Source organism: Streptomyces albireticuli (assembly GCF_002192455.1).
GTDB lineage: Bacteria > Actinomycetota > Actinomycetes > Streptomycetales > Streptomycetaceae > Streptomyces > Streptomyces albireticuli_B.
This window is the reverse complement of sequence record NZ_CP021744.1, coordinates 1,575,220-1,597,644: the sequence shown is the minus strand read 5'-3', so window position 1 is coordinate 1,597,644 and position 22,425 is coordinate 1,575,220. Positions and strand designations below refer to the sequence as shown.

Annotated in this window: 24 protein-coding genes; 13 read left to right on the top strand and 11 right to left on the bottom strand. The window is 73.8% G+C overall.

All coding sequences use genetic code 11. The features are described from left to right. Window positions 1-95: 95 nt before the first annotated feature. From SMD11_RS06990 to SMD11_RS06975, 4 genes are all read right to left on the bottom strand, one after another. Entirely contained in the window at window positions 96-785 is a 690-nt protein-coding gene (locus SMD11_RS06990) for a hypothetical protein (protein WP_087925609.1), read from the bottom strand. 206 nt (window positions 786-991) lie between these two features. Beyond that, window positions 992-2,773, bottom strand: coding sequence for a glyoxylate carboligase (gcl, locus tag SMD11_RS06985; protein WP_234365936.1), 1,782 nt, complete (start codon window positions 2,771-2,773; stop codon window positions 992-994). Beyond that, a complete protein-coding gene (locus tag SMD11_RS06980; RefSeq protein WP_087925608.1) occupies window positions 2,770-3,669 on the bottom strand; it encodes a 2-hydroxy-3-oxopropionate reductase in 900 nt (299 codons plus the stop codon). Before SMD11_RS06980 ends, gcl begins: the two co-directional genes overlap by 4 nt. 80 nt (window positions 3,670-3,749) lie before the next feature. Beyond that, window positions 3,750-4,586, bottom strand: a complete 837-nt coding sequence (locus tag SMD11_RS06975; RefSeq protein ID WP_087925607.1) for a TIM barrel protein — start codon at window positions 4,584-4,586, stop codon at window positions 3,750-3,752. Between the two features lie 453 nt (window positions 4,587-5,039). Here SMD11_RS06975 and SMD11_RS06970 point away from each other — a divergent pair, with 453 nt between their 5' ends. The 9 genes from SMD11_RS06970 to SMD11_RS06930 all read left to right on the top strand — a co-directional run bounded on the left by SMD11_RS06970 (window position 5,040) and on the right by SMD11_RS06930 (window position 12,894). Further along, the gene (locus SMD11_RS06970; protein WP_234365935.1) at window positions 5,040-5,402 is read left to right on the top strand and encodes an ArsR/SmtB family transcription factor; all 363 of its coding nucleotides are present in this window, start codon (window positions 5,040-5,042) and stop codon (window positions 5,400-5,402) included. A gap of 37 nt (window positions 5,403-5,439) precedes the next feature. Further along, complete coding sequence (locus tag SMD11_RS06965) at window positions 5,440-5,691, top strand: hypothetical protein (RefSeq protein ID WP_087930328.1); 252 nt, start codon at window positions 5,440-5,442, stop codon at window positions 5,689-5,691. Beyond that, the gene (locus tag SMD11_RS06960) at window positions 5,688-6,080 is read left to right on the top strand and encodes a helix-turn-helix domain-containing protein (RefSeq protein WP_087925605.1); all 393 of its coding nucleotides are present in this window, start codon (window positions 5,688-5,690) and stop codon (window positions 6,078-6,080) included. The genes SMD11_RS06965 and SMD11_RS06960 overlap by 4 nt, the downstream gene beginning before the upstream one ends. A 122-nt stretch (window positions 6,081-6,202) precedes the next feature. Then, complete coding sequence (gene uraD / locus SMD11_RS06955) at window positions 6,203-6,751, top strand: 2-oxo-4-hydroxy-4-carboxy-5-ureidoimidazoline decarboxylase (RefSeq protein ID WP_087925604.1); 549 nt, start codon at window positions 6,203-6,205, stop codon at window positions 6,749-6,751. Then, window positions 6,748-7,125 (top strand): hydroxyisourate hydrolase, encoded by a 378-nt coding sequence (uraH, locus tag SMD11_RS06950; RefSeq protein WP_087925603.1) that lies wholly within the window; start codon window positions 6,748-6,750, stop codon window positions 7,123-7,125. The genes uraD and uraH overlap by 4 nt, the downstream gene beginning before the upstream one ends. A gap of 1 nt (window position 7,126) precedes the next feature. Further along, a complete protein-coding gene (gene pucL / locus SMD11_RS06945) occupies window positions 7,127-8,023 on the top strand; it encodes a factor-independent urate hydroxylase (protein WP_087925602.1) in 897 nt (298 codons plus the stop codon). A gap of 83 nt (window positions 8,024-8,106) precedes the next feature. Further along, window positions 8,107-9,474: an 8-oxoguanine deaminase gene (locus SMD11_RS06940; RefSeq protein ID WP_087925601.1), complete on the top strand. Its 1,368-nt coding sequence runs from the start codon at window positions 8,107-8,109 to the stop codon at window positions 9,472-9,474. A gap of 420 nt (window positions 9,475-9,894) precedes the next feature. Then, on the top strand, window positions 9,895-11,274 hold the full coding sequence (locus tag SMD11_RS06935) for a nucleobase:cation symporter-2 family protein (RefSeq protein WP_087925600.1): 1,380 nt from the start codon (window positions 9,895-9,897) through the stop codon (window positions 11,272-11,274). A gap of 171 nt (window positions 11,275-11,445) precedes the next feature. Next, entirely contained in the window at window positions 11,446-12,894 is a 1,449-nt protein-coding gene (locus SMD11_RS06930) for a YfcC family protein (protein ID WP_234366360.1), read from the top strand. A gap of 224 nt (window positions 12,895-13,118) precedes the next feature. Here SMD11_RS06930 and aceB read toward each other — a convergent pair whose 3' ends face one another. After that, a complete protein-coding gene (gene aceB / locus SMD11_RS06925) occupies window positions 13,119-14,738 on the bottom strand; it encodes a malate synthase A (protein WP_087925598.1) in 1,620 nt (539 codons plus the stop codon). 184 nt (window positions 14,739-14,922) lie between these two features. Beyond that, window positions 14,923-15,552 (bottom strand): nucleotidyltransferase family protein, encoded by a 630-nt coding sequence (locus SMD11_RS06920; RefSeq protein WP_087925597.1) that lies wholly within the window; start codon window positions 15,550-15,552, stop codon window positions 14,923-14,925. A 153-nt stretch (window positions 15,553-15,705) separates the two neighbouring features. Between SMD11_RS06920 and SMD11_RS06915 the strand changes: the two genes are divergently transcribed. Next, entirely contained in the window at window positions 15,706-16,065 is a 360-nt protein-coding gene (locus SMD11_RS06915; RefSeq protein ID WP_087925596.1) for a DUF5955 family protein, read from the top strand. 26 nt (window positions 16,066-16,091) lie between these two features. Here the strand turns inward: SMD11_RS06915 and SMD11_RS06910 are convergent, their stop codons facing one another. Continuing rightward, window positions 16,092-16,874, bottom strand: a complete 783-nt coding sequence (locus SMD11_RS06910; protein WP_087925595.1) for an IclR family transcriptional regulator — start codon at window positions 16,872-16,874, stop codon at window positions 16,092-16,094. 292 nt (window positions 16,875-17,166) lie between these two features. Between SMD11_RS06910 and allB the strand changes: the two genes are divergently transcribed. Together allB and alc are read left to right on the top strand one after the other, a co-directional pair. Then, window positions 17,167-18,492, top strand: coding sequence for an allantoinase AllB (gene allB / locus SMD11_RS06905; RefSeq protein ID WP_199844042.1), 1,326 nt, complete (start codon window positions 17,167-17,169; stop codon window positions 18,490-18,492). Then, window positions 18,489-19,652: an allantoicase gene (gene alc, locus SMD11_RS06900; protein ID WP_087925593.1), complete on the top strand. Its 1,164-nt coding sequence runs from the start codon at window positions 18,489-18,491 to the stop codon at window positions 19,650-19,652. The genes allB and alc overlap by 4 nt, the downstream gene beginning before the upstream one ends. Here alc and SMD11_RS06895 read toward each other — a convergent pair. The 4 genes from SMD11_RS06895 to SMD11_RS06885 form a co-directional block, all read right to left on the bottom strand. Beyond that, entirely contained in the window at window positions 19,633-20,187 is a 555-nt protein-coding gene (locus tag SMD11_RS06895) for a GNAT family N-acetyltransferase (protein ID WP_087925592.1), read from the bottom strand. The genes alc and SMD11_RS06895 overlap by 20 nt on opposite strands. A gap of 4 nt (window positions 20,188-20,191) precedes the next feature. Next, entirely contained in the window at window positions 20,192-20,845 is a 654-nt protein-coding gene (locus tag SMD11_RS06890) for a transcriptional regulator (RefSeq protein WP_087925591.1), read from the bottom strand. A gap of 97 nt (window positions 20,846-20,942) precedes the next feature. After that, window positions 20,943-21,116, bottom strand: a complete 174-nt coding sequence (locus tag SMD11_RS35350) for a DUF6126 family protein (RefSeq protein ID WP_159395252.1) — start codon at window positions 21,114-21,116, stop codon at window positions 20,943-20,945. Then, on the bottom strand, window positions 21,113-21,754 hold the full coding sequence (locus SMD11_RS06885; protein ID WP_087925590.1) for a helix-turn-helix domain-containing protein: 642 nt from the start codon (window positions 21,752-21,754) through the stop codon (window positions 21,113-21,115). Before SMD11_RS06885 ends, SMD11_RS35350 begins: the two co-directional genes overlap by 4 nt. Before the next feature lie 196 nt (window positions 21,755-21,950). Here SMD11_RS06885 and SMD11_RS06880 point away from each other — a divergent pair, with 196 nt between their 5' ends. Continuing rightward, window positions 21,951-22,385, top strand: coding sequence for a ribonuclease domain-containing protein (locus SMD11_RS06880; RefSeq protein WP_418952415.1), 435 nt, complete (start codon window positions 21,951-21,953; stop codon window positions 22,383-22,385). The last annotated feature ends 40 nt before the right edge of the window (window positions 22,386-22,425 follow it).

The following is a 22,425-nucleotide window of genomic DNA, read 5'->3' as shown; positions in this document are numbered from 1 at the left end:
TCGCGGGCCCACAGAGAGTTTCCGCCCGCCGGCCCCCAACTCGCCATCGAACGGCGCCGGTTCAGAGGAAGAATTGAGGTTCGCGGTTCCGGCGATCAGTTCGGGCCCTGTTCGAGCAGCTCGTCGGCGGGGCCGTTGAGCGGCTGCGGTGTGCCGGTCAGGTCCATCACGAAGAGGGGCATGCCCAGCTCGTCCGCGCGGGCGCGCCCCTCGCGCTCGTAGCCCGCCAGGGAGAAGAAGACGCCGGACGCGGAATCGATCAGACCGTGCAGCCAGAGGCACTCCACGGCGCGCAGGGACGTGGGCAGGGTCGTCGGGTCGACCCGGGCGACCAGGCCCACCCCGCGCAGGTCAACACCGGAGTCGGGGGCCGCACCCGGACGGGTGACGCCCGTGAAGCCGAGCCAGGTGAGGTAGCGCTCGGCGGCCAGCACCGCGTCCTCCGCGGTGCGGATGGCGACCGGCCGGAATTCGGGCCGCAGCGCCGCGGGCGCCGGCGGGCCCGCGTCCGCCGACGGCTCGCGCACGGGCTGCACCGGCAGCCGCACCACGGTGCCGCACGAGCAGCCGAACTCCGGCCGCGGCCACTGGTCCTGACGGTCGCAGGAGGGACAGCGGACGGCCACCCAGGAGTCCCGCCACGTGCGGTGGGCCAGTAACTCCGGTGTGGCGTCGGGGAGGACGGGCAGGGTGAGGGGCGCGCCGCACGCGCAAGGGAAGGTGGGCGGGGTGAAGGAGTGCTCCCGACGACACGTCGGGCAGTGGACCGGCACGCTCTTGGCCATTCTCGGCTCCAGCAACGTTGTCCGCAGGGGATGAGTACGGGCCCATCGTCCACGATGCGGGCGCGCTGGGGGAGCGAATCAGGAAGCGGACGGGCGCGCCCCCGGCGCCCGCCGGGGGAGTGCCGGACGGCGGTGGCGCACGGGCGCGGAGGGGCGCGGGCCCCACCGCCGGGCCGGTGCCGGAGGCCGCCCGCCCGGCGCCGGGTTCAGCCGGAGGGCGGGGGCTCGAACTCGCGCACGGCGTCGATGTCCGGGCCGTGCGGGGTGTTCGCCTCCCGCTCGATGAGGATCTCGACGAGCGCCGGCCGCGAGGTGGCCGCCGCCCGCTCCCGGGCCCACTCGACGGCCGGCCGGATGTCCGCCGGGTCCACCACCCGCCGTCCTGAACAGCCGTACGCCTCCATCAGTTTGACGTGATCGGTGCCGGTCTCGTCGTAGTGCACGTCGACCTGGTAGTTCATGCCGTAGCCGATCGAGGCCTGGCGGATGAGGCCGAGGTAGGCGTTGTTCAGCATGATCAGGACGCACGGGACGTCGTACTGCGCGGCGACCGCCAGCTCCTCGACCGTGTACTGGAAGCCGTAGTCGCCCACGATGCCCACGACCTCGGTGTCGCCCCGGCCCATCCCCTGGAGGGCTTTCTTCACCCCGATCGCGGCCGGGACCTCCCAGCCGAGCGGCCCGGCCTGGCCGCAGACCTGGTAGTGGCGGGGGCGGTGGGCCTTCTGATGCTGGCCGCCCCAGATCTGGTAGAGGCCGATGGCGGTGACGAAGTAGGTGTCCTCACCGAAGATCTCGTTGATCTCCTTGTAGACGCGGGGCGCCTTGACCGGGACGGTGTCGAAGTCCTCGCGGCGGGTGAGGGTGCGCTTGAGCGTCCGGCAGCGCGCGGCCCACGGCTCCCAGGAGGTGAGGGGCGCCCGGCGGGCCCGGGCCCGCGCGGCGGCGAGCAGGGCGGCGAGGAACAGCCGGGCGTCGGAGACGACGCCGAGGTCCGGTTCGATGACCTTGCCCAGCTGGGAGGGCTCGATGTCGACGTGGACGAACGTGCGCGCGCCCCGGTAGACGGAGAGGTCGCCGCCCGTGTGCCGGTCGCCGAAGCGGGCGCCGACCGCGAGCACGAAGTCCGACTCCAGGAACGAGGCGTTGGCGTACCGCTGGGAGGTCTGGATGCCGGTGGTGCCCATGTTGAGCTCGTGGTCGTCCTCGATGACGCCCTTGCCCATGAGGGTGACCTGGAACGGCACCCTCAGGAACTCGACCAGCGCGCGCAGTTCGGCCGCCGCCTCGGCGAGGATCACCCCGCCGCCGGCCAGCACCAGGGGCCGCTCGGCGGCCAGCAGCAGATCGAGGGCGGCCTCGACGCGCGGCGGGTGCGGCGCGACGGTCGCGACCGGCAGCCGGGCGTCGAGGGCGGGGTCGTAGCGGATCTCGCGCCGGGCGAGGTCGACCGGGATGTCGATCAGCACCGGGCCCGGGCGCCCCTCGCGGGCGACGCGGAACGCCTCCCGGAAGGCCCAGGGGATCTGCGCGGCCTCCTTGATCTGCGTGGCCCATTTGGTGACCGGGCGGACGATCTCCACGATGTCGACCGCCTGGAAGGCCTCCTGGTGCAGCTTGGTGGAGACGGCCTGCCCGGTGACGCACACCATCGGCACGGAGTCGGCGAACGCGGTGTAGAGCCCGGTGACCAGATTGGTGCCGCCCGGCCCGGAGGTGGCGAGGGCGACGCCGACGCGGCCGTTGGTGCGGGCCCACCCGTCGGCCATGTGCGTCGCGCCCTCCTCGTGCCGGACGATGAGGTGCTCGATGCCGCCCACGGTCTCCATCGCCTTGTACAGCGGCAGGATCGCGGCCCCGGGGCAGCCGAAGGCGATGTCGACGCCCTCGTCCTTCATGATCCGCACGGCTGCCTCCATGGCGGGCATCCGGGCGGCGGGCGCGCGCCCGGTGGCCGTACGGGGCGCGGCGGTACGGGCGGTGGTCATGACGCCGTCCCCGACAGGAGCTCGACGCCGCGCAGCAGCGCGGAGTGGTCCAGGCCGCCGTCGCCGCGCGCGCGGGCCGAGGCCACCAGGGTCGCGGCGGCGCTCCCGAGCGGGAGGGCGGCGCCGACGGCGCGGGCGGCGTCGAGGACGATGCCCATGTCCTTGTGGTGCAGGTCGAGGCGGAAGCCGGGGGCGTACTCGCGGGTGAGGAAGTTGTGCCGCTTGCGGCTGAGGACGGCCGAGCCGGCCAGGCCGCCGCCCAGCACGTCCAGCGCGGTGGCGAGGTCGGCGCCGGACTTCTCCAGGAGGACGACGGCCTCCGCGCATGCCTGGAGGGTGACGGCGACGATCAGCTGGTTGGCGGCCTTCACGGTCTGGCCGGCGCCGTGGCCGCCGCACCGCGCGACCGTCGTGCCGAAGGTGCCGAGGAGCGGCTCCGCGGCGGCGAAGTCCGCCTCCGCGCCGCCCACCATGACGGACAGCACTCCCTCCACGGCCCCGGCCTCGCCGCCGGAGACGGGGGCGTCGAGGACGCGTACGCCCTTGCCGCCGGCCTGGGCGGCCTCGGCGAGGGCGATGGAGGTGCGAGGGGCCACGGTCGACATGTCGATCAGCAGGGCGCCCGGCCGGGCGTGCGCGAGGACGCCGTCGTCCCCGTAGGAGACCGCCTCGACGTGCGGGTCGGCCGGGAGCATGGTGACGATCACGTCGGCGCCGCGGACCGCCTCGGCGACCGTGGCCGCGGGTGTGCCGCCGGCCGCGGCGAGCCGGTCGAGCTTGTGCGCCTCCAGGGTGTGCCCGGTGACGGGGTACCCGGCCTTGATCAGATGCTCGGACATGGGCGAGCCCATGACGCCGAGGCCTATCCAGGCGACGCGGGGGAGTGCGGTGGGCATGCGGGAGGGCCTTTCTCGTGGGTTCCGGTGGAGGGCCGGCGGAGACCGGCCGGGGGCGCGCGGCCCGGGCGGGTCCGGGGTCAGCCCGCGCGGCGGCCGAGGGCGTCCAGCCAGCCGAAGCTGTCGGCGCTCGCCCCGGAGGGCCGGTACTCCAGGCCCACCCAGCCGTCGTAACCGGCCTTGTCCAGGTGGCCGAGGAGCGCGCCGAAGTCCAGCGCCCCGGAGCCCGGCGCCCCGCGCCCGGGGTCGTCGGCGATCTGGACATGGCCGGTCACACCGGCGTGGCGCTCGATGACGGCGGGCAGGTCCTCGCCGCCCACGGAGAGGTGGTAAAGGTCCATCAGGAAGCGGGCGTTGCCGAGTCCGCTCGCCGCGTTCACCTCCTCGACCAGCTCGACCGCCCGCGCCGAGGTGACGACGGGGTAGTCGGGCGACTCGGCGGCGTTGAGCGCCTCGATCAGCAGGACGGCGCCCACCCGGTCCGCGGCGCGGGCGGCGCGCACCAGGTTCTCCAGGGCCAGGGCGTCCTGTGCCGCGTGGTCGAGCCCGGGGAGGCGGTTGCCGTACAGGGCGTTGATCGCGGTGCATCCGGTGCGCGCCGCGAAGTCGGCGGCCACGTCGAGGTTGGCGCGGAAGTCGTCCGAGCCGGCACCGGGCAGCGAGAGCACGCCCCGGTCCGGGCCCGGGAGCCGTCCCGCGTAGAAGTTCAGCCCGACGAGGCGGGTGCCCGCGTCGTCCAGCGCGCGCCGCAGGGCGTCGAGTTCGGCGGGAGCGGGTACCGGCACACCGGGCCAGGGCCACCACAGCTCCACGGCCGTGAAGCCCGCCGCCGCAGCGGCAGCCGGACGTTCCAGAAGAGGAAGTTCGGTGAAGAGGATGGAGAGGTTCACGTTGAAGCGCGGCTCATGAGGGCTCACGGGAACACATTTCCTTCCGTATTGCGGAAGTTGGATTCTGCTCAGTGGAAGGTTGCCTGCCGAGCTGAAGGGGTGTCAAGGGTGAGAGGGGTGTCGGCGCCTTCTTCTGATGTGGGGTCAGGTGAGCTCTTGCGATATTCGGTGAACATCGAATATTGTCGAGGAGTGGGAGCGCGCAGGGGCGGCCGACAGGCCGCGGCGCGCTGTACGGGACGGCGGACGGCATCCGAACCCCCGCGGATGCCGTCCGCGCCGTCCGTCCACGCTCCTTCTCCGCCCCGGCGCCTCGGCCGCCGTGTGGGTGATGCCTCGTGAGTGACCGCTTCCGCTACGATGCCTCAAGTTCGCAAGATGTCGAACTTGAGTAGCGGGGGCAGGGCGCCGCGGTCCGGATGTGGTGGCGGCGGCCGGTTGCGGACACCGAAACGAGCAACATCGACGAGGAGGCCGGCCGTGCGTGCTGAACTGTTCCACCCTGACCGGGGGGAGATCTCCCTGAACAAGGTCCTGCATGCCCTGAGCGACCCCATCCGCCGCGACATCGCCCGCACCCTGTACGAGGGCGGCCCGATGGTCTGCGGGCGGCTCAGCTACCCGATCGCCAAGTCCACGCTCTCGCACCACCTGAAGGTACTGAGGGAGTCGGGGCTGATGGCGACCGAGATCCGGGGCACCTCCCGGGTGATCTCGCTCCGCCGCACGGACATCGACCTCCGCTTCCCCGGCCTGCTCGACGCCGTCCAGGTCACCGCGCCCGCGCCCGAGGCCGCGCCCATGGCGGGACCCCGGCGCGAAATGGCCTCGGCCAGAGGCTGAACGCGCAGGTCAACCACCCCGCTACGGTGGGGGCATGGTGCGATTGAGAGTGGAGTTCACTACCGAGCCGTTCGACCTCGACGAGCCGCCACCGCACGCGGTGGCGGCTCGCGACGCGGTGCGGGCCGCCGAGCTGGACGCCGTGGACGTCGGCCCGTTCGGCACCAGCGCCGAGGGCGGGCAGGACGCGGTGCTGGCCGCCGTCGGCGACCTGCTGCGCGAGTCCCTCCGGGCGGGTGCCACCCGGGTCTCCCTCCAGCTCAACGTCGTGCCGGGGGAGGAGGCGTGACGGGGGCTGCCGAACACCCCTTCCGGGCGGCGGTCAGACCGCTCGTCGACGCCATGGGCGGCGAGCTGGTCGAGCCCGGCGAGGCCCGCCCCGACGATGTGGTGCTGTCCTGGGAGGGGCGCGAGGTCGTGGCCGTGAGGCTGCCGCACCTGTCCGACTCGCTCGACCACATCCTGGCCGAGCTGGAGCGCCGGCACGGGGTGCCGCTCGCCGAACTGGACCGCCGGGACAAGCAGTCGGTCGTACGGACCCTGGAGGCGCGCGGCGCGTTCTCCGTGCGGCACGGCGTGGAGACCGTCGCCGCGGCGCTGGGCGTCAGCCGCTTCACCGTCTACAACTACCTCAACCGGGACGCCGGGCGGGAGAACACCACCCGGAGCGGTGAGTAATTTCAACAAAGTGTTGACGCGGTGTTTCCGAGGGCGTTAGCTATGCGCAGCCCGTTCACGCCCGGCGGCTGTGCGCGGTCCGTACTCGCCCACGCTCATCGGCAGCGGCCACGGAGGCTCCCGTGACTTCGAGTTCGACGCCGGGGCTCACCCGGTTCAACACCGCGGAGGACGACGAGGCCCGTACCGCGCTGCGCGCGGTCTGCGCCTCGGGCGCCTGGGCCGAGGCGGTCCTCGCCCGGCGCCCCTACCCCGACCCGGCCGCCCTGCTCGCGGCCAACGACGCGGCCGTGGCCGCCCTCACCCCGGCCGACCTCGCCGAGGCGGCGGCCGCGCACCCGCCGATCGGCCGCCCCACCCCCGGCGACCCGGCATCGGCCCGCGAACAGCGCGGCATGGCGGACGCCCCCGCCCGGCTCAAGGCCGAGACGCTCGAACTCGGCCTGGCCTACCAGGAGAGGTTCGGGCACGTCTTCCTCGTCTGCGCCACCGGCCTCACCGCCGTACAGCTGCGGGACGCCGTCCGTAACCGGATCGACAACACGCCGGAACGCGAGCGCGAGATCGTCAGGGCGGAACTCGGGAAGATCAATCGCATCAGGTTGGCCGGGCTCGTGGAAGCGCCCGGCGACACCGCCGACAGACCCCCGACCGACGGGAGCCCGCCATGAGCGCCGAGAAGCCGGCCACCTCGGTGTCCACCCACGTCCTGGACACCGCCCTCGGCCGGCCCGCCGGGGGAGTCGCCGTCGCGCTCGCCGTGCGCGGCGCCGGCGGCCCGCGCGGGGAGAGCCGGGCCTGGACCCGGCTCGGCGGCTCCACCACCGACGCGGACGGACGCTGCGAGGACCTCCCGGCACTGCCGGCGGACGCCACCCGCGTACTGCTCCGCTTCGAGGTCGGGCCCTACCTCTCCGGCCGGCCCGGCGGAGGCCCGGCCTTCTTCCCGGAGGTGACGGTCGACTTCGCCGTCGCACCCGGCGAGCACCACCACGTACCGCTCCTGCTCAGCCCGTACGGCTACTCCGTATACCGAGGGAGCTAGCATGCCCGTCCTTGGCCAGAACCAGTACGGCAAAGCCGAGAACCGCGTCCTGAAGGTCACCCGGGACGGACCCGTCCATCACCTCAAGGACCTCAGCGTCTCCGTCTCGCTCTCCGGCGACATGGACGCCGTCCACCTCACCGGCTCCAACGCCCACGTCCTGACCACCGACGCCACCAAGAACACCGTGTTCGCCTTCGCCAAGGAACACGGCATCGACTCCGCCGAGCAGTTCGGCATCCAGCTCGCCCGCCACTTCGTCGGCAGCCAGGGCGCGGTCACCTCCGCCCGGATCCGCGTCGAGGAGTACGCCTGGGAGCGGATCGCCTGCGACGGCCCGGGCGAGCACTCCTTCGTCCGCACCGGCCAGGAGACCCGCACCGCGCAGATCACCTTCGACGGCACCGCCCTGGAGGTCGTCTCCGGGCTCAAGGACCTCGTGCTGCTCAACACCACCGACTCCGAGTTCCGCGGCTACGTCAAGGACCGCTACACCACGCTCCCGGAGACCGACGACCGCATCCTCGCCACCCAGGTGCACGCCCGCTGGCGGTACTCCTGGACCGGCGGCGGTGAGGCCGCGCCCGACTGGGACGCCGGCTACGCCGCCACGCGCGGGCACCTGCTGCGCGCCTTCGCCGACACCTACTCCCGCTCGCTCCAGCAGACCCTCTACGCCATGGGCGCGCGCGTCGTCGACCACCGCCCGGAGATCGACGAGATCCGGCTCTCGCTCCCCAACCGGCACCACTTCCTGGTGGACCTCTCGCCGTTCGGCCTCAAGAACGCCAACGAGGTGTACTACGCCGCCGACCGGCCGTACGGGCTCATCGAGGCCACCGTCCTGCGCGAGGGCGCCGAGGCCGCCATCCCGGTGGACCTGACGAACCTTCCGTGAACCACGAACCCTCCGTGAACCGAGATCGAGGAATCGCCGTGGCAGCACCCCCGTCAGCCCCCGCAGGCCCCCCGTCCGCCCCCGTGGAGCGGATCGTCATCGAGAACTGCGCCGTCGCCACCGTCGACGGCCAGGACACCGAGTACGCCTCGGGCCACGTCGTCGTCGCCGGCAACCGCATCGAATCGGTGGGCCCGGGAGCGGCCCCCGAGGGCCTGGAGGGGGTCGTCCGCCGCGTCGACGGCACCGGCCACCTGGTCACCCCCGGCCTGGTCAACACCCACCACCACTTCTACCAGTGGCTCACCCGCGGCCTCGCCCAGGAGTCCGCCCTCTTCGACTGGCTGGTGGCCCTCTACCCCACCTGGTCGCGCATCGACGAACAGATGGTCCACGCCGCCGCCCGGGGCTCCCTCGCGATGATGGTCCGGGGCGGCGTCACCACCGCCATGGACCACCACTACGTCTTCCCGAAGGGCGCCGGCGACCTCCTCGGCGCCGAGATCAGGGCCGCCCGGGAGATGGGCGTCCGCTTCAGCCCCACCCGGGGCTCGATGGACCGCGGCGAGTCGGCCGGCGGGCTGCCGCCCGACTTCGCGGTCGAGACCACCGAGGCGGCGCTGATCGCCACCGAGGAGGCGATCGACGCCTACCACGACCCGGGCTTCGACTCGATGCTGCGGGTCGGGGTGGCCCCCTGCTCGCCCTTCTCCGTCTCCACCGAGCTGCTCCGCGAGGCCGCGGAGCTCGCCCGCCGCAAGGGCGTGCGCCTGCACACCCACGGCTCGGAGACCGTCGAGGAGGAGCGATTCTGCGAGGAGCTCTTCGGGATGGGCCCCACGGACTACCTCGCGTCCACGGGCTGGCTGGGCGACGACGTGTGGATGGCCCACTGCATCCACATGGGCGACGCCGACATCGCGGCCTTCGCCCGCACCGGCACCGGGGTGGCCCACTGCCCCTCCTCCAACGCCCGCATAGCGGCCGGCACCGCGCCCGTGCCCGCCCTGCTCGCGGCCGGCGTGCCCGTCGGCCTCGGCGTGGACGGCACGGCCTCCAACGAGACCGGCGAGCTCCACACCGAGCTGCGCAACGCCCTGCTCGTCCACCGGCTCGCCGGCGGCGCCGACGCCCTGAGCGTCCGTCAGGCCCTGCGGCTGGGCACGTACGGCGGCGCCCAGGTCCTCGGGCGGGCCGCCGAGACCGGCTCACTGGAGGCGGGCAAGCTCGCCGACCTCGTGCTGTGGAGGATCGACGGCCTCGGCCACTCCTCCATCGCGGACCCGGTCGCCGCCCTCGTCCTCGGCGCCGCCGCGCCCGTCACCCTGTCCCTCGTCGACGGCCGGGCCGTCGTGGAGGACGGGCGGCTGGTGACGGTGGACGAGGAGGCGGTGGCGCGGGAGGCGCGGGACGAGGCGCGGCGGCTGGCGCGGATCGCGGCGGGGGACTGAGGGTTCGTCCGTCCGCCTTTCCGCTCACGCATCCGTCCGTCCGGACTCGGTCGAGGGGGACGGCCCTCGGCCGGGCCCGTGGGTCTTCGGGCCCACGGGCGGCGGGCCGGGGTGCGGCCGGCTGCGGCCGGTCGGCGCTCCGGCCCGCACCTTGCGCGCCTCCGGCGGTTCTTTCCCCAGCCCCGCCCCTTCCCGATACCGGGGCTTCGCCCCCGGGCCCCCTTTTCCGCGCTGACGCGCGGTGTCCTCAAGCGCCGGACGGGCTGATTTCAGCCCGTCCGGGGGCACCTCCCAGCGGTAGCTGGGGGAGTTCGAGGACCGGGGTCCGGGGCGGAGCCCCGGTATCGGGAAGGGGCGGGCAGGGGAAAGTCCCCCGCCCGGGGGCGGGCACCCATCGGTCACCGACAAGAGGACCCCGCCATGGCCACCGTGCCCGGTTCCACCGAGCGAACCCCCGACCCGGCCCCGGAACGTCCCGTCCCGCACCCCGTCGACCACCTCCCACCCCTCACCAAGCTGCTCGCCGGCGGCTTCCAGCACGTCGCCGCCAGCTACGCCGGAGTCGTCGCCCCGCCCCTCGTCGTCGGCGCCGCCGTCGGCCTGCCGCCGAAGGAGATCACCTTCCTGGTGGGCGCGGCGCTCTTCACCGCGGGGATCGCCACCCTGCTCCAGACGCTCGGCTTCTGGAAGGTCGGCGCGCGGCTGCCGTTCGTCAACGGCGTGTCCTTCGCCGGCGTCGCCCCGATGCTCGCCGTCGCCGACGCCCAGACCGACCGGCGGGACGCCCTGCCGGTCATCTACGGCGCGGTCATGGTGGCGGGCGCGCTCGGCTTCCTCCTCGCCCCCTACTTCTGCCGCCTCGTCCGCTTCTTCCCGCCCGTCGTCAGCGGCACCGTCATCACCCTGATCGGCATCACGCTGCTGCCCGTCTCCTTCGGCTGGATCCAGGGCGGCCGCCCGGACCGGCCCGCGTCCCTGACCGACCTCGGCCTGGCCGGTGCCACGCTGGTGATCGTGCTGCTGCTGCGGCGGCTGCTCCGCGGCTTCCTCCAGCAGATCGCCATCCTGCTCGGCCTGGTCGCCGGCACCCTGATCGCCGTCCCGGCCGGAGCCGTCGACCTCTCGCCCGCCGCCCACGCCCCTCTCGTCGGGTTCCCCGCACCCTTCCACTTCGGCGCGCCCCAGTTCGCGGTCCCGGCGATCGTGTCCATGTGCGTGCTGATGCTCGTCTGTATGACGGAGAGCACCGCCGACATGCTCGCGCTCGGCGAGATCGTGGGCCGGGAGGCGGACGAGGAGGTCATCGCGCGCGGGCTGCGCGCGGACACCCTCGGCACCGCCGTCGGCCCCTTCTTCAACGGCTTCGCGAACAGCGCCTTCGCCCAGAACATCGGCCTGGTCGCGCTCACCCGGGTGCGCAGCCGCTTCGTCGTCGCCGGCTGCGGGCTGATGTTCCTCCTGCTGGGCCTGAGCCCGGCCTTCGCCTCGCTCATCGCCGTCGTGCCCCGCCCGGTGCTGGGCGGCGCGGGCATCGTGCTCTTCGGCACGGTCGCCGCCAGCGGCGTCGGCGTCCTGCTCAAGGCGGGTCTCGACAAGGGCGACAACATCCTGATCGCCGCCACCTCGCTCGGCATCGGCCTGATCCCCGTGGTCTCCCGCACCTTCTACGACAACGCGGCCATCCCCGAGACCCTGAAGATCATCCTGGACTCGGGCGTCAGCGCCGGCTGTCTGACGGCCGTCGTCCTCAACCTCGCGTTCAACCACCTCGGAGCGGGCCGGTCCGTGCGTGGCGGCTAGGGAGATACCCCTTTATTGCGCCACAATCGGCGCAAAACGACCGCCAGTGGTGCGGAGGGGTGTTCCGTCGTGGACCAGCAAGCCGGGGACGGCCCGTCCGACCGGGAGAACGACGCGGGCGGGCAGGGGGAGGGAGTCGCCGGCAACAGGCGCTTCACCTTCCCCAGCGCGCTGACCGTCCTCGCGGTCGTCACCCTCGCCGTCTGGATCCTCACCTTCGTCATTCCCTCCGGCACCTACCGGCGCGACGACGACGGCAACCCCGTCCAGGGCACGTACCACCGCGAGGCCGCGCCCGGCGGGTTCGTCCACCGCCTGGGCGACCTCTTCCTCTCGCCCGTCAACGGCCTCTACGGCATCCGTGACGCCCGTACCGGCGAGGTCGCCCCGGACGCGGTGGGCGCGCTCTACGGCAGCGCCGGCGTCTTCCTCTTCGTGCTCGCCATCGGCGCGTTCATCACCGTCGTCTTCGCCACCGGCGCCCTCGACCGCGGCATCGAGCGGCTGGCCCACCGGCTGCGCACCCGCGGCGCCCTGCTGATCGCCGCCGTCATGGCCGTCTTCTCGCTGCTGGGCACGGTCGAGGGCTTCGCGGAGGAGACGCTCGGCTTCTACGGGCTGATCGTGCCGCTGATGCTGGCCCTCGGCTACGACCGGATGGTCGCCACCGGCACGATCATCCTCGGCGCGGGCGTCGGGGTGCTCGCCTCGACCGTCAACCCCTTCGCCACGGGGGTGGCCTCCTCGGCCGCCGGGGTCTCCCTGGGCGACGGCATCGCGCTGCGCTTCGCGATGTGGGTCGTCCTGACGGGCGTCGCCATCGGCTACGTCCAGCGGTACGCGCGGAGGGTGCGGGCCGACCCCGGCCGTTCGCTGGTGGGCTTCCTGCCCGGCGACCGGGAGCTGGCGGCGGAGGCCGCGGAGCCCCCGGAGCTGACCGGGCTCCAGAAGGCCGTGCTCGTGATCGTCACCGTGGTCTTCGCCTTCATGATCTTCTCGGTGATCCCCTGGGCGAGCGCGCTCACGGGCAAGGCGGACGCGACGCCCTACGGCTGGGAGCTGGGCTGGTCCTTCGCCCAGCTGGCGGCGCTCTTCCTGGTCGCGTCGGTGCTCGTCGGCGTCGTCGCGCGCATGGGCGAGCAGCGGCTGAGCGCGGTCATCGTCAAGGGCGCGGGCGACTTCATGTCGCCCGCGCTGACGATCGTCCTGGCGCGGGGCGTCACGGTCCTCATGAACAACGCCCGCATCACCGACACGGTGCTGCACTCCATCGAGGGCGCCGTCTCCGGCACGCCCGGCGCGTTCTTCGGCGTGATGGTCTTCCTCGTCAACCTCCCGCTCGCCTTCCTGATCCCCTCGACCTCGGGCCACGCGACGCTCGCGATGCCGATCCTGGCGCCGCTGGCGGACTTCGCGGACGTGGGGCGGACGGTGGTGGTGACGGCCTGGCAGTCGGCGAGCGGCCTGATGAACCTGTGGGTGCCGACCACCGCGGTGATCATGGGCGGGGTGGCGCTGGCGAAGGTGGGGTACGACAAGTATTTGCGGTTCGTGTGGCCGTTGCTGGTGATTCTGGCGGTGCTGATCTGCGGGTTCGTGGCGCTGGGGGTGGTGGCGTGATCCCCGGCCCCACCCCTTCGCGGAACCGGGGGCAAGCCCCCGGGCCCCCGGCCGCGCCGGCGCGCGGTGTCCTCAAACGCCGGACGGGCTGAAATCAGCCCGCCCGGGGGCACCTCGCAGCGGTAGCCGGGGGAGTTCGAGGACCGGGGTCCGTGGCGGAGCCCCGCACGCGGCGGAGCCGCACATCGGATGCGGCGGGAAGGGACGGGGCCGGGGAAAAGGCCTCAGCCCCGCAGCAGGCCGTACGCCGGCAGCGTCAGGAACTCCGCGTAGTCCTCGTCCAGAGCCACCCGCAGAAGCAGGTCGTGCGCCTCCTCCCAGCGTCCCGACGCGTACGCCTCCTCCCCCGTCTCCGCCCGCACCGCGGCCAGTTCCTCCGCGGCCACCCGGCGGGCGAGCTCCGCGGTGACCTTCTCGCCGGTGTCGAGGACGACCCCCGCGTCGATCCACTGCCAGATCTGCGAGCGGGAGATCTCCGCGGTGGCGGCGTCCTCCATCAGGTTGAAGATGGCGACGGCGCCCAGGCCGCGCAGCCACGCCTCGATGTAGCGGATGCCGACCGCGACGGCGTTGCGCAGCCCCTCGTGGGTGGGCCTCGCCTCCAGGGAGTCGACGGCGAGGAGCTGATCCGCCGTCACCCGGACGTCCTCGCGCAGCCGGTCCTTCTGGTGCGGGCGGTCGCCGAGCACCGCGTCGAAGGAGGCGCGGGCCACGGGCACCAGGTCCGGGTGGGCGACCCAGGAGCCGTCGAAGCCGTCGCGCGCCTCGCGGTCCTTGTCCGCCTTGACCTTCTCGAAGGCCACCCGGTTGACCTCGGGGTCCTTGCGGGAGGGGATGAAGGCCGCCATCCCGCCGATCGCGTGCGCCCCGCGCTTGTGGCACGTGCGCACCAGGAGTTCGGTGTACGCGCGCATGAACGGCGCCGTCATCGTCACGGAGTTGCGGTCGGGCAGCACGAACCGCTCCCCGGCGTCACGGAAGTTCTTGATGATCGAGAAGATGTAGTCCCAGCGGCCCGCGTTCAGCCCGGAGGCGTGCTCGCGCAGCTCGTAGAGGATCTCCTCCATCTCATAGGCGGCGGTGATCGTCTCGATCAGGACGGTCGCCCGGACGCTGCCGCGCGGGATGCCGAGGTACTCCTGGGCGAAGACGAAGACGTCGTTCCACAGCCGGGCCTCCAGGTGGGACTCGGTCTTGGGGAGGTAGAAGTACGGGCCCTTGCCGAGGCCGATCAGCCGCCGGGCGTTGTGGAAGAAGTAGAGACCGAAGTCGACGAGCGCGCCGGGCACGGCCCGTTCGCCGTCGGTGAGGTGGCGCTCGTCGAGGTGCCAGCCGCGCGGCCGGACGACGACGGTGGCCAGCTGCTCGGCCGGCCGCAGGGCGTAGGACCTGCCGCGCTCGTCGGTGAAGTCGATGCGCCGTTCGAAGGCGTCCGTCAGGCTGAGCTGACCCCGCACCACGTTCTCCCAGGTGGGGGAGGAGGCGTCCTCGAAGTCGGCGAGCCAGACGCGGGCGCCGGAGTTGAGGGCGTTGACGGTCATCTTCCGGTCGGTCGGGCCGGTGATCTCCACCCGCCGGTCCGCCAGCGCGGCGGGGGCGGGGGCGACGCGCCAGTCGGGGTCCTCGCGGATGTGGGCGGTCTCCGGGAGGAAGTCCAGCGTGCCGGTGCGGGCGAGGGCGTCCCGGCGCCCGGCCCGGAGGGCGAGCAGCTCGTCGCGGCGGGGGGTGAACCGGCGGTGCAGCTCACCGACGAAGGCGAGCGCCCCGTCCGTCAGGACCTCCGACTGCCGTGCGACGGGCGGGGCGTCGACGAGGGCCAGCGGGGACGGCGCTGGTGCGGACATGGGCTGTCACTCCTTCAGCGGTGATCGGGGACGACGGCACGGAGTGCCGCCCGGCTGATCGTCAGTGGAGAATAGTTTTCTCATGGTGGAACATCAATGGGGTGTTGACGTCGGGGAACGGTTTCCGGCGCCCCGTGCCACCCGTGGACGCCCGCCGGGCCCCGGCGGCCCGGCCGAAGCCCCGTCAGCCGAGCAGCCGCAGATCGTCCGGTGTGTCGATGTCGCCGGGGTCCGCGACGTCCCCGCACTCCACGAGCGTCAGTTCCGCGGCGTGCTCCCGCAGATAGTCACGGGCGCCGCGGTCGCCGGTGGCCGCGCGGGCGACGCCCGCCCAGTGCCGCCGCGCGAGGAGCACCGGGTGGCCGCGCTCCCCGTCGTACGAGGCCGCCGCCAGGTCCGCGCCGGCCCGGTGCGCGGCCAGGAGGCGGGCCACCGCCGCCGCGCCGACCCGCGGCTGGTCGACGAGCGTCACCAGCACCGCCGGCGCGTCCCCCGGGGTGAGCGCGGCGAGCCCCGCGCGCAGCGAGGAGCCCATCCCCTCGCCCCAGGCGGGGTTGTCCAGCAGCACGCAGCCGGGGAGCCGGGCGCGGGCCCGGACCTCCTCGGAGGCCGCGCCGAGCACGACGTACCTCGGTGCGCAGCCCCCCTCGGCCAGGATCCGGGCCGCGTGCTCCACCAGCGGCCGCCCCCGGTGCCCCAGCAGCGCCTTCGGCCGCCCGCCGAGCCGCCTGCCCCCGCCCGCCGCGAGCAGCAGTCCGGCGACGGACGCCGCCCCGGCGGGGCCTTCGTGTGTCGTGGCCGTGGTGCGCGTCATGGCCCCTGCATACCGCATCGGTCGGCGGGGCGGGGCCGGGGCCGCCACATCACCCGTGCGTGCGGAGTACGGACTTGATTTCGCTGTGCGTGTAGCGCGAGGTACGGAAAGTGCGTTAACTGATCCGCGCTAGCGCGTGGGAGGGGGAGTGTCGTGGCGGAGGGCGCCGGAGTGGCGGAAGAGGAGCGTGTGGAAGGCGTCGGCGATGACCCGAGGGTGAACGACCTGTGCGACGCGGTGTCCCGGCTGCGCCGGGCGCTCGCGGGACACCCCGCCCTGTTACCCGACCGCGACGCCGCCGAGGACGAACTGGCCGCCCTCGACGCGATGGCGCGCGCCGGGGAGCCCGAGGTGCCGCGGCTGCGCCGGGCGCTGCTCCTGGTCGCGGGCGCGGTGGGCTCGGTGAGCGCCCTGGCCCCCGCCCTCGGCGAGGTCAGGGCCGCGGTCGACCGCTTCGGCGGGACGCCGGGGGAGGAGCTGTACCGGGTGCCGGGCCCCCGCGAAGGGGGCTGAGCCGGAACCGGGCGGGAGGCCCGGCGTCAGGCGGACGCGCTGGCCAGCGTCACCGACAGCTCGGCCGCCACCTGCTGGAGCAGCGGCACGATCCGCTCGGTGGCCGCGTCCGTGACCCGGCCCGCCGGGCCCGAGATGGAGATGGCCGCGGCCGTCGGGGCGTTCGGCACCGGGACCGCGAGGCAGCGGACGCCGATCTCCTGCTCGTTGTCGTCCACGGCGTAGCCGCTCTCGCGCACCCGGGTCAGGGCGTCCAGGAAGCCCTCCGGCGTGGTGATCGTCTTCTCGGTCGCGGCGGGCATGCCCGTACGGGCGAGCAGCGCGCGGACCTCGTCGTCGGGGCTCTGCGCCAGCAGCGCCTTGCCCACGCCGGTGGTGTGCGGCAGCACCCGCAGACCGACCTCGGTGAACATCCGCACCGAGTGGCGCGAGGGCACCTGCGCCACATAGACGACCTCGTCGCCGTCGAGCAGCGCCATGTTCGCGGTCTCACCGGTCTCCTCGACCAGCCGCGCGAGGTGCGGGCGGGCCCAGGTGCCGAGCAGCCGGGAGGCGCTCTCGCCGAGCCGGATCAGACGGGGGCCCAGCGCGTACCGGCGGTTGGGGTGCTGGCGGACGTAGCCGCAGGCCACCAGCGTGCGCATCAGCCGGTGGATGGTCGGCAGCGGCAGGCCGCTGGTCGCGGAGAGCTCGCTCAGCCCCACTTCGCCGCCCGCGTCCGCCATCCGCTCCAGGAGGTCGAAAGCGCGCTCCAGGGACTGGACACCGCCCGTGGGTGAGGCGGTTCGGGGCTCGGTGGGCGAGGGCACGTTCGGGGTCCTTCCGGGACGGGTGGCAGAAGCCTACCGGCCCGTCGCCCCTCCCGTTCGCCACCTTCCGTCAGAAGAAATCCCTTTTCTGTCTCCCGGAAAGCCGCAGGAGGGAGCGGGGGCGGTGCGGAGGTCTTGACGGGTGCGGGGCCCCGCTGAAGACTGCCTCCACCGCCGTTCAACAGAACGTTGAAAGACATCTCGCTCGTCATCACCGGCACCCCCGGAAGGCACGGGGGCCGCCGGAGCCGCTGGGAGAGGAGAAGGCGTGTCCCCAGAACCGGTGGAGCTGATGCTGCGCTCCACACGCGTCGTCACCCCGGAGGGGACCCGCCCCGCCGCCGTCACCGTGGCCGCCGGCCGGATAGCGGCCGTGCTGCCCCACGGCACCGCCCCGCCGCCCGGCGCCGCGACCGAGGACCTCGGGGACGACGCCCTGCTCCCCGGCCTCGTCGACACCCACGTCCACATCAACGACCCGGGCCGCACCGAGTGGGAGGGATTCCGCACCGCGACCCGCGCGGCCGCCGCGGGGGGCGTCACCACCCTCGTCGACATGCCGCTCAACAGCCTCCCGCCGACCACCACCGTCGAGCACCTCAGGGTCAAGCGGGACGTGGCACGCGGCGCGGTCCACGTGGACGTCGGCTTCTGGGGCGGCGCCCTGCCCACCAACCTCGCGGACCTGCGCCCCCTGCACGACGCCGGCGTCCTCGGCTTCAAGTCCTTCCTCTCGCCCTCCGGCGTCGAGGAGTTCCCGGCCCTCGGCCCCGACGACCTGGAGGCCGTCGCGGCGGAGACCGCGTCCTTCGGCGGCCTGCTGATCGTGCACGCCGAGGACCCCGCCCACCTCGACCGCGCCCCACGGCCCCACGGCCGGCGCTACGCCGGCTTCCTCGCCTCCCGGCCGCGCGCCGCCGAGAACGACGCCGTCGCCGGACTGATATCCGTCTCCCGGCGGCGCGGCACCCGCGTGCACGTCCTGCACCTGTCGTCGTCCGACGCCCTGCCGCTGATCGCCGCCGCCCGGGCGGAGGGCGTGCGTGTCACCGCCGAGACCTGCCCCCACTTCCTGACCCTGACCGCCGAGGAGGTCCCGGACGGGGCCACCGAGTTCAAGTGCTGCCCGCCCATCCGCGAGGCCGCCAACCAGGACGCCCTCTGGGAGGGGCTCGCCGCAGGCACCCTCGACTGCGTCGTCTCCGACCACTCGCCCTGCACCACCGACCTCAAGGTCCCCGACTTCGGCACCGCCTGGGGCGGCATCTCCTCCCTCCAGCTCGGCCTCCCCGCCGTCTGGACCGCGGCCCGGCGCCGCGGCCACACCCTCCGGGACGTGGCCCACTGGATGGCCACCGCACCCGCCGCCCTCGCCGGGCTCCACCACAAGGGCGCCATCGCCCCGGGCCGCGACGCCGACTTCGCGGTCCTCGCCCCCGACGAGCCCTTCACCGTCGACCCGGCCGAGCTCCACCACCGCAACCCCGGCACCGCCTACGCCGGCAAGGAACTCCTCGGCGTCGTCAGGTCCACCTGGCTGCGCGGCCGCCGCGTCGCGGGCCCCGGCGCCACCGCCGAACCCACCGGCCTCCTCCTCGAAAGGCAGCGCGGCTCATGACCGGCATACGCCCCTCCGGCAGCCCCTCCGACCCGCCCTTCACCGGCAACGCGGACCCGTACACGGGCGGCGACCCGTACGCCGACTACCGCTCCGCCCCCGTCCCCTTCGGGCACCTGCCCGACCTCGCCGACCGGGACCTCGGCGCCGCCGTCGTCGTCGCCAGCGACGAGTTCTTCGCCGAGCGCGAGAACCTGATCGTGCCCGCCGCCCCCCGCTTCGACCCGCACGCCTTCGGCCACAAGGGCAAGGTCATGGACGGCTGGGAGACCCGCCGCCGGCGCGGCACCGCGGCCGCCGCCCCGCACCCCGGCCCCGACGACCACGACTGGGCGCTGATCCGGCTCGGCGTCCCCGGCCGCGTCCACGGCCTCGTCGTCGACACCGCCCACTTCCGCGGCAACCACCCCGAGGCCGTCTCCGTCGAGGCCACCACGCTGCCCGGCACCCCCGCCCCCGGCGACCTGCTCGCCGAGGACGTGAAGTGGACCGTCCTCGTGCCGCGCACCCCCGTCGGCGGGCACGCCGCCAACGCCTTCGCCGTCCACGCCCGGGAGCGCTTCACCCACCTGCGGCTGCGCCAGTACCCCGACGGCGGCGTCGCCCGGCTGCGGGTCCACGGCGAGGCGGTCCCCGACCCCGCCTGGCTCGCCGCCCTCGGCGTCTTCGACCTCGCCGCGCTGGAGAACGGCGGCCATGTCGAGGACGCCTCCGACCGCTTCTACAGCTCGCCCTTCAACAGCATCCGGCCCGGCCGCTCCCGCGAGATGGGCGACGGCTGGGAGACCCGCCGCCGCCGCGACACCGGCCACGACTGGGTCCGCTACCGCCTCACCGGCCGGGCCCTGCTGCGGGCCGCCGAGATCGACACCGGCTGCTACAAGGGCAATTCCCCCGGCTGGGCGGCCCTCTCCGTCCTCGACGCCGGCACCGGCGCGGACCCGGCCGACCCCGGCGCCGCCTGGACCGAGGTCCTGCCGCGCACCCGCCTCCAGCCCGACACCGTCCACCGCTTCCCGCTGGCCGGCCGGCCCGTCGCCACGCACGTACGGCTCGACGTCCTCCCCGACGGCGGCGTCGCCCGGCTGCGCGTGCACGGCTCGCTGACGGACCCGCCGGCCGGCGAGGACGCGCGGCTCCTCACAGAGGGCGGCTCATGAACAGGGCGATCTCACCCTCCGACGCCGTCCCCGTGTAGAGCGTGGTGTCCAGACCGCACAGCGCGAAGCCCATCCGCCGGTACGCGCGCACGGCCGGGGCGTTGACGTTGGTGACCTCCAACCAGGCGGTGCGCGCCCCCAGTTCCCGGCCCTGGCCGAGGGCGCGCTCCATCAGGGCGGATCCGACGCCCTGGCCACGCCGGTGCGGCGCCACCCGGACGTCGGAGATCAGCAGCCGGCGGTTCCAGGCGGAGTGGGCGAACGTGACGGCGCCGCACAGGCCCCCGGCGTCGTACGCGACGACCGCCCGGGCCTCGTCGTCCCCGCCGAGCCCCTCCACCCCCTCGTCCTCGGCCGGGTAGACCTTCCGCAGCGGAGGGTCGACCGGCACGGCGCGGAGGCGGAAGCCCTCCTCCGTGGCCGTCACTTCGAGGACGGAGTCGGTCGTGAAGGAGTTGTCGAGGGCCTCGATGTCCTCGAAGTCCCGGGGAAGCGCGGGTCGGTAGGCCATTTCGGGCCGGTCGCTGTACGACATGCCTTCACCGTACAGCGAGCGAATCCCAGAACATCGACTCGTAGTCCTGGAGCAGCCGCCCGTAGCGCCGCGCCGACGGCTCGGACAGCCGGCCCGCCGCCAGCCCCGCCGACACCGCGGCCAGGACCGCGTCCGACGCGCCCGGCTTCTGCTCGGCGAAGAGGTCGAAGAACGCGCACGCCGCGTCGTCGAAGCCGTACTTCTCGCGCAGCGCCCGGCCGACCGTGGCGCAATAGGACGACCACGCCGCGAAGTTGGCCGACAGGGCGACCACCACGTCCACGGGCTCGGCGCCGAGCGCGAGCCAGGCCACGTACGACGGATAGGCCTGGCAGCCGGCCCGCGGCTCGTACTCCCGCACGGCCGCCTCGTCCAGCCCGCAGGCGCGGGCCAGCGCGCCGAGGTGGCCCAGGGCCGAGTCCTCGCCCCGCGCGAGGGTCTCGAAGAACGCGGCGACGGCCGGGACGGGCGCGGCCCGCCCGGCGAGGTGGGCGAAGCTGCGGCGGTCGCCGACGATGACGTGGTGCTGTTCCAGCGCGAGGGCCGCGAGGACCTCCACGGGCGCCTCTCCCGCCGCGATCCGCTCGACGGTCATGTTCTTCGCGGGCGCGAGCTCCCGTGCCGCTTCCGTCAGTACGTCCTGGGCCGTGCGCGTCATCGATCCGCCTTCCGGTGTCCGGGCCGGGGGCCGTTCCCCCCCGGCTCAGCCTTTCAGAACCGCGCGCCGGGCGCTCACCCCCCGGCGAGAAAGAAGCTCACCCTCCGGCGAGAAAGAAGAGGAGGAAGAGGAAGGCCGCGAAGAAGTGCACGGCCACGAGGTAGATGATCACGCGGACCGTCATGCCCATCGGGGCCCGGTCCTCCTCGTTCATGTGCCGGACGGCCGGCTCCGCGGTGTGTCCGTCCAGGTGTCCGTCGGCCGGTGTCATGGCATTCCCCTCCGGGTCGGCGTCGCGCCCCCGAGACACAGCTCGGTCGCGGCGCTCTGCATCAGCGTGTGCATGAACAGCAGGTCCGCCCCGCCGGGCGAGGCGGCCGCGATGCGGTGCGGGGTCAGCGAGTCGAAGTGCGCGGCGTCGCCCTCGTCCAGCAGGTGCGTGGACTCGCCGAGCGTCAGCCGCAGCCGGCCGGAGGTGACGTAGAGCCACTCCTCGCCGGGGTGCACGCGCACCAGCTCCGCCTGGCCGCCCCCGCCCGGCGGCACATGCAGCCGCAGGGCCTGCATGGCGCGCCCGGAGCCGCCCGCCCGCCAGTAGGTCCAGCCGCCCGCCTGCTGCGGCTCCATCCGGTCGCGCCGCACGATCGGGTCCCGCTCCGGGATCGCCTCGCCCAGGAGGTCGGATACCGTCGTTCCGTACGTACGCGCCAGCGCCAGCAGCATCGGCAGCGACGGGGTGCGGCGGCCGGTCTCCAGCCGCGACAGGTGGGCGGGCGACAGGCCCACCCGCCCGGCCGCGGCCTCCAGGGTCAGGCCGCTGCGTCGGCGCAGGTCGCGCAGGCGGGGCGCGACGGTCGGCAGGTCCTCTCCGGGGCCGTCGTCCGGTGGGGCCGGGGTGCTCTGGCTCATGGTTCCGGTATAGACCCGCCGTACCTCAGAGGCAAAAGTTTTGCCTCTGAGGCAAAACCGCCCCGGCCGGTCCCCGTCACGTCCCGGGCGAATGGTCGATTCCGGGTGAACGGCTGCCCGGCCCCGGTGAATCTCCCGGAAACATCGCCTGTTCGATCTTGACTCACCGGTAGCTACGCGCGTCATGCTGTTGTGCATGAACATGACACCCCCCTCCCGCCGTTTCGCCCGGACCGGCGCGCTGGCCGCCGCCCTCGTCTCCGCCCTGCTCCTCGGCGGACCCGCGCTGGCCGCCACCCCGCAGGCCCCGGCCGCCGTCACGGCCGCACCGGTCACCATGAAGATCGTCGGCGACATCTGTTACTCGGACCTGCCCTCGCAGGCCCACGACACCATCCGGCTGATCGACGCCGGCGGCCCCTTCCCGTACCCGAAGGACGGCACCGTCTTCTCCAACCGCGAGGGCGTCCTGCCGAAGCAGACCTCCGGCTACTACCACGAGTACACGGTCAAGACCCCGGGCTCGCCGGACCGCGGCGCCCGGCGGATCGTCACCGGGAAGCAGACCCACGAGGACTACTACACCGGCGACCACTACGAGACCTTCGACCTGGTCGACTTCACCTGCTGAACCGCCCGTTCCCGCCCGGCTGAACCATCCGCCGGGCGAT

Coding starts and splice junctions, on each gene's coding strand:
- allB (WP_199844042.1), top strand. CDS start 17,167: ATGCTGCGCTCCACACGCGTCGTCACCCCGGAGGGGACCCGCCCCGCC.
- alc (WP_087925593.1), top strand. CDS start 18,489: ATGACCGGCATACGCCCCTCCGGCAGCCCCTCCGACCCGCCCTTCACC.
- SMD11_RS06885 (WP_087925590.1), bottom strand. CDS start 21,754: ATGAGCCAGAGCACCCCGGCCCCACCGGACGACGGCCCCGGAGAGGAC.
- uraH (WP_087925603.1), top strand. CDS start 6,748: ATGAGCGCCGAGAAGCCGGCCACCTCGGTGTCCACCCACGTCCTGGAC.
- SMD11_RS06890 (WP_087925591.1), bottom strand. CDS start 20,845: ATGACGCGCACGGCCCAGGACGTACTGACGGAAGCGGCACGGGAGCTC.
- gcl (WP_234365936.1), bottom strand. CDS start 2,773: ATGACCACCGCCCGTACCGCCGCGCCCCGTACGGCCACCGGGCGCGCG.
- SMD11_RS06980 (WP_087925608.1), bottom strand. CDS start 3,669: ATGCCCACCGCACTCCCCCGCGTCGCCTGGATAGGCCTCGGCGTCATG.
- SMD11_RS06880 (WP_418952415.1), top strand. CDS start 21,951: ATGAACATGACACCCCCCTCCCGCCGTTTCGCCCGGACCGGCGCGCTG.
- SMD11_RS35350 (WP_159395252.1), bottom strand. CDS start 21,116: ATGACACCGGCCGACGGACACCTGGACGGACACACCGCGGAGCCGGCC.
- SMD11_RS06990 (WP_087925609.1), bottom strand. CDS start 785: ATGGCCAAGAGCGTGCCGGTCCACTGCCCGACGTGTCGTCGGGAGCAC.
- SMD11_RS06920 (WP_087925597.1), bottom strand. CDS start 15,552: ATGACGCGCACCACGGCCACGACACACGAAGGCCCCGCCGGGGCGGCG.
- SMD11_RS06935 (WP_087925600.1), top strand. CDS start 9,895: ATGGCCACCGTGCCCGGTTCCACCGAGCGAACCCCCGACCCGGCCCCG.
- aceB (WP_087925598.1), bottom strand. CDS start 14,738: ATGTCCGCACCAGCGCCGTCCCCGCTGGCCCTCGTCGACGCCCCGCCC.
- SMD11_RS06895 (WP_087925592.1), bottom strand. CDS start 20,187: ATGTCGTACAGCGACCGGCCCGAAATGGCCTACCGACCCGCGCTTCCC.
- pucL (WP_087925602.1), top strand. CDS start 7,127: ATGCCCGTCCTTGGCCAGAACCAGTACGGCAAAGCCGAGAACCGCGTC.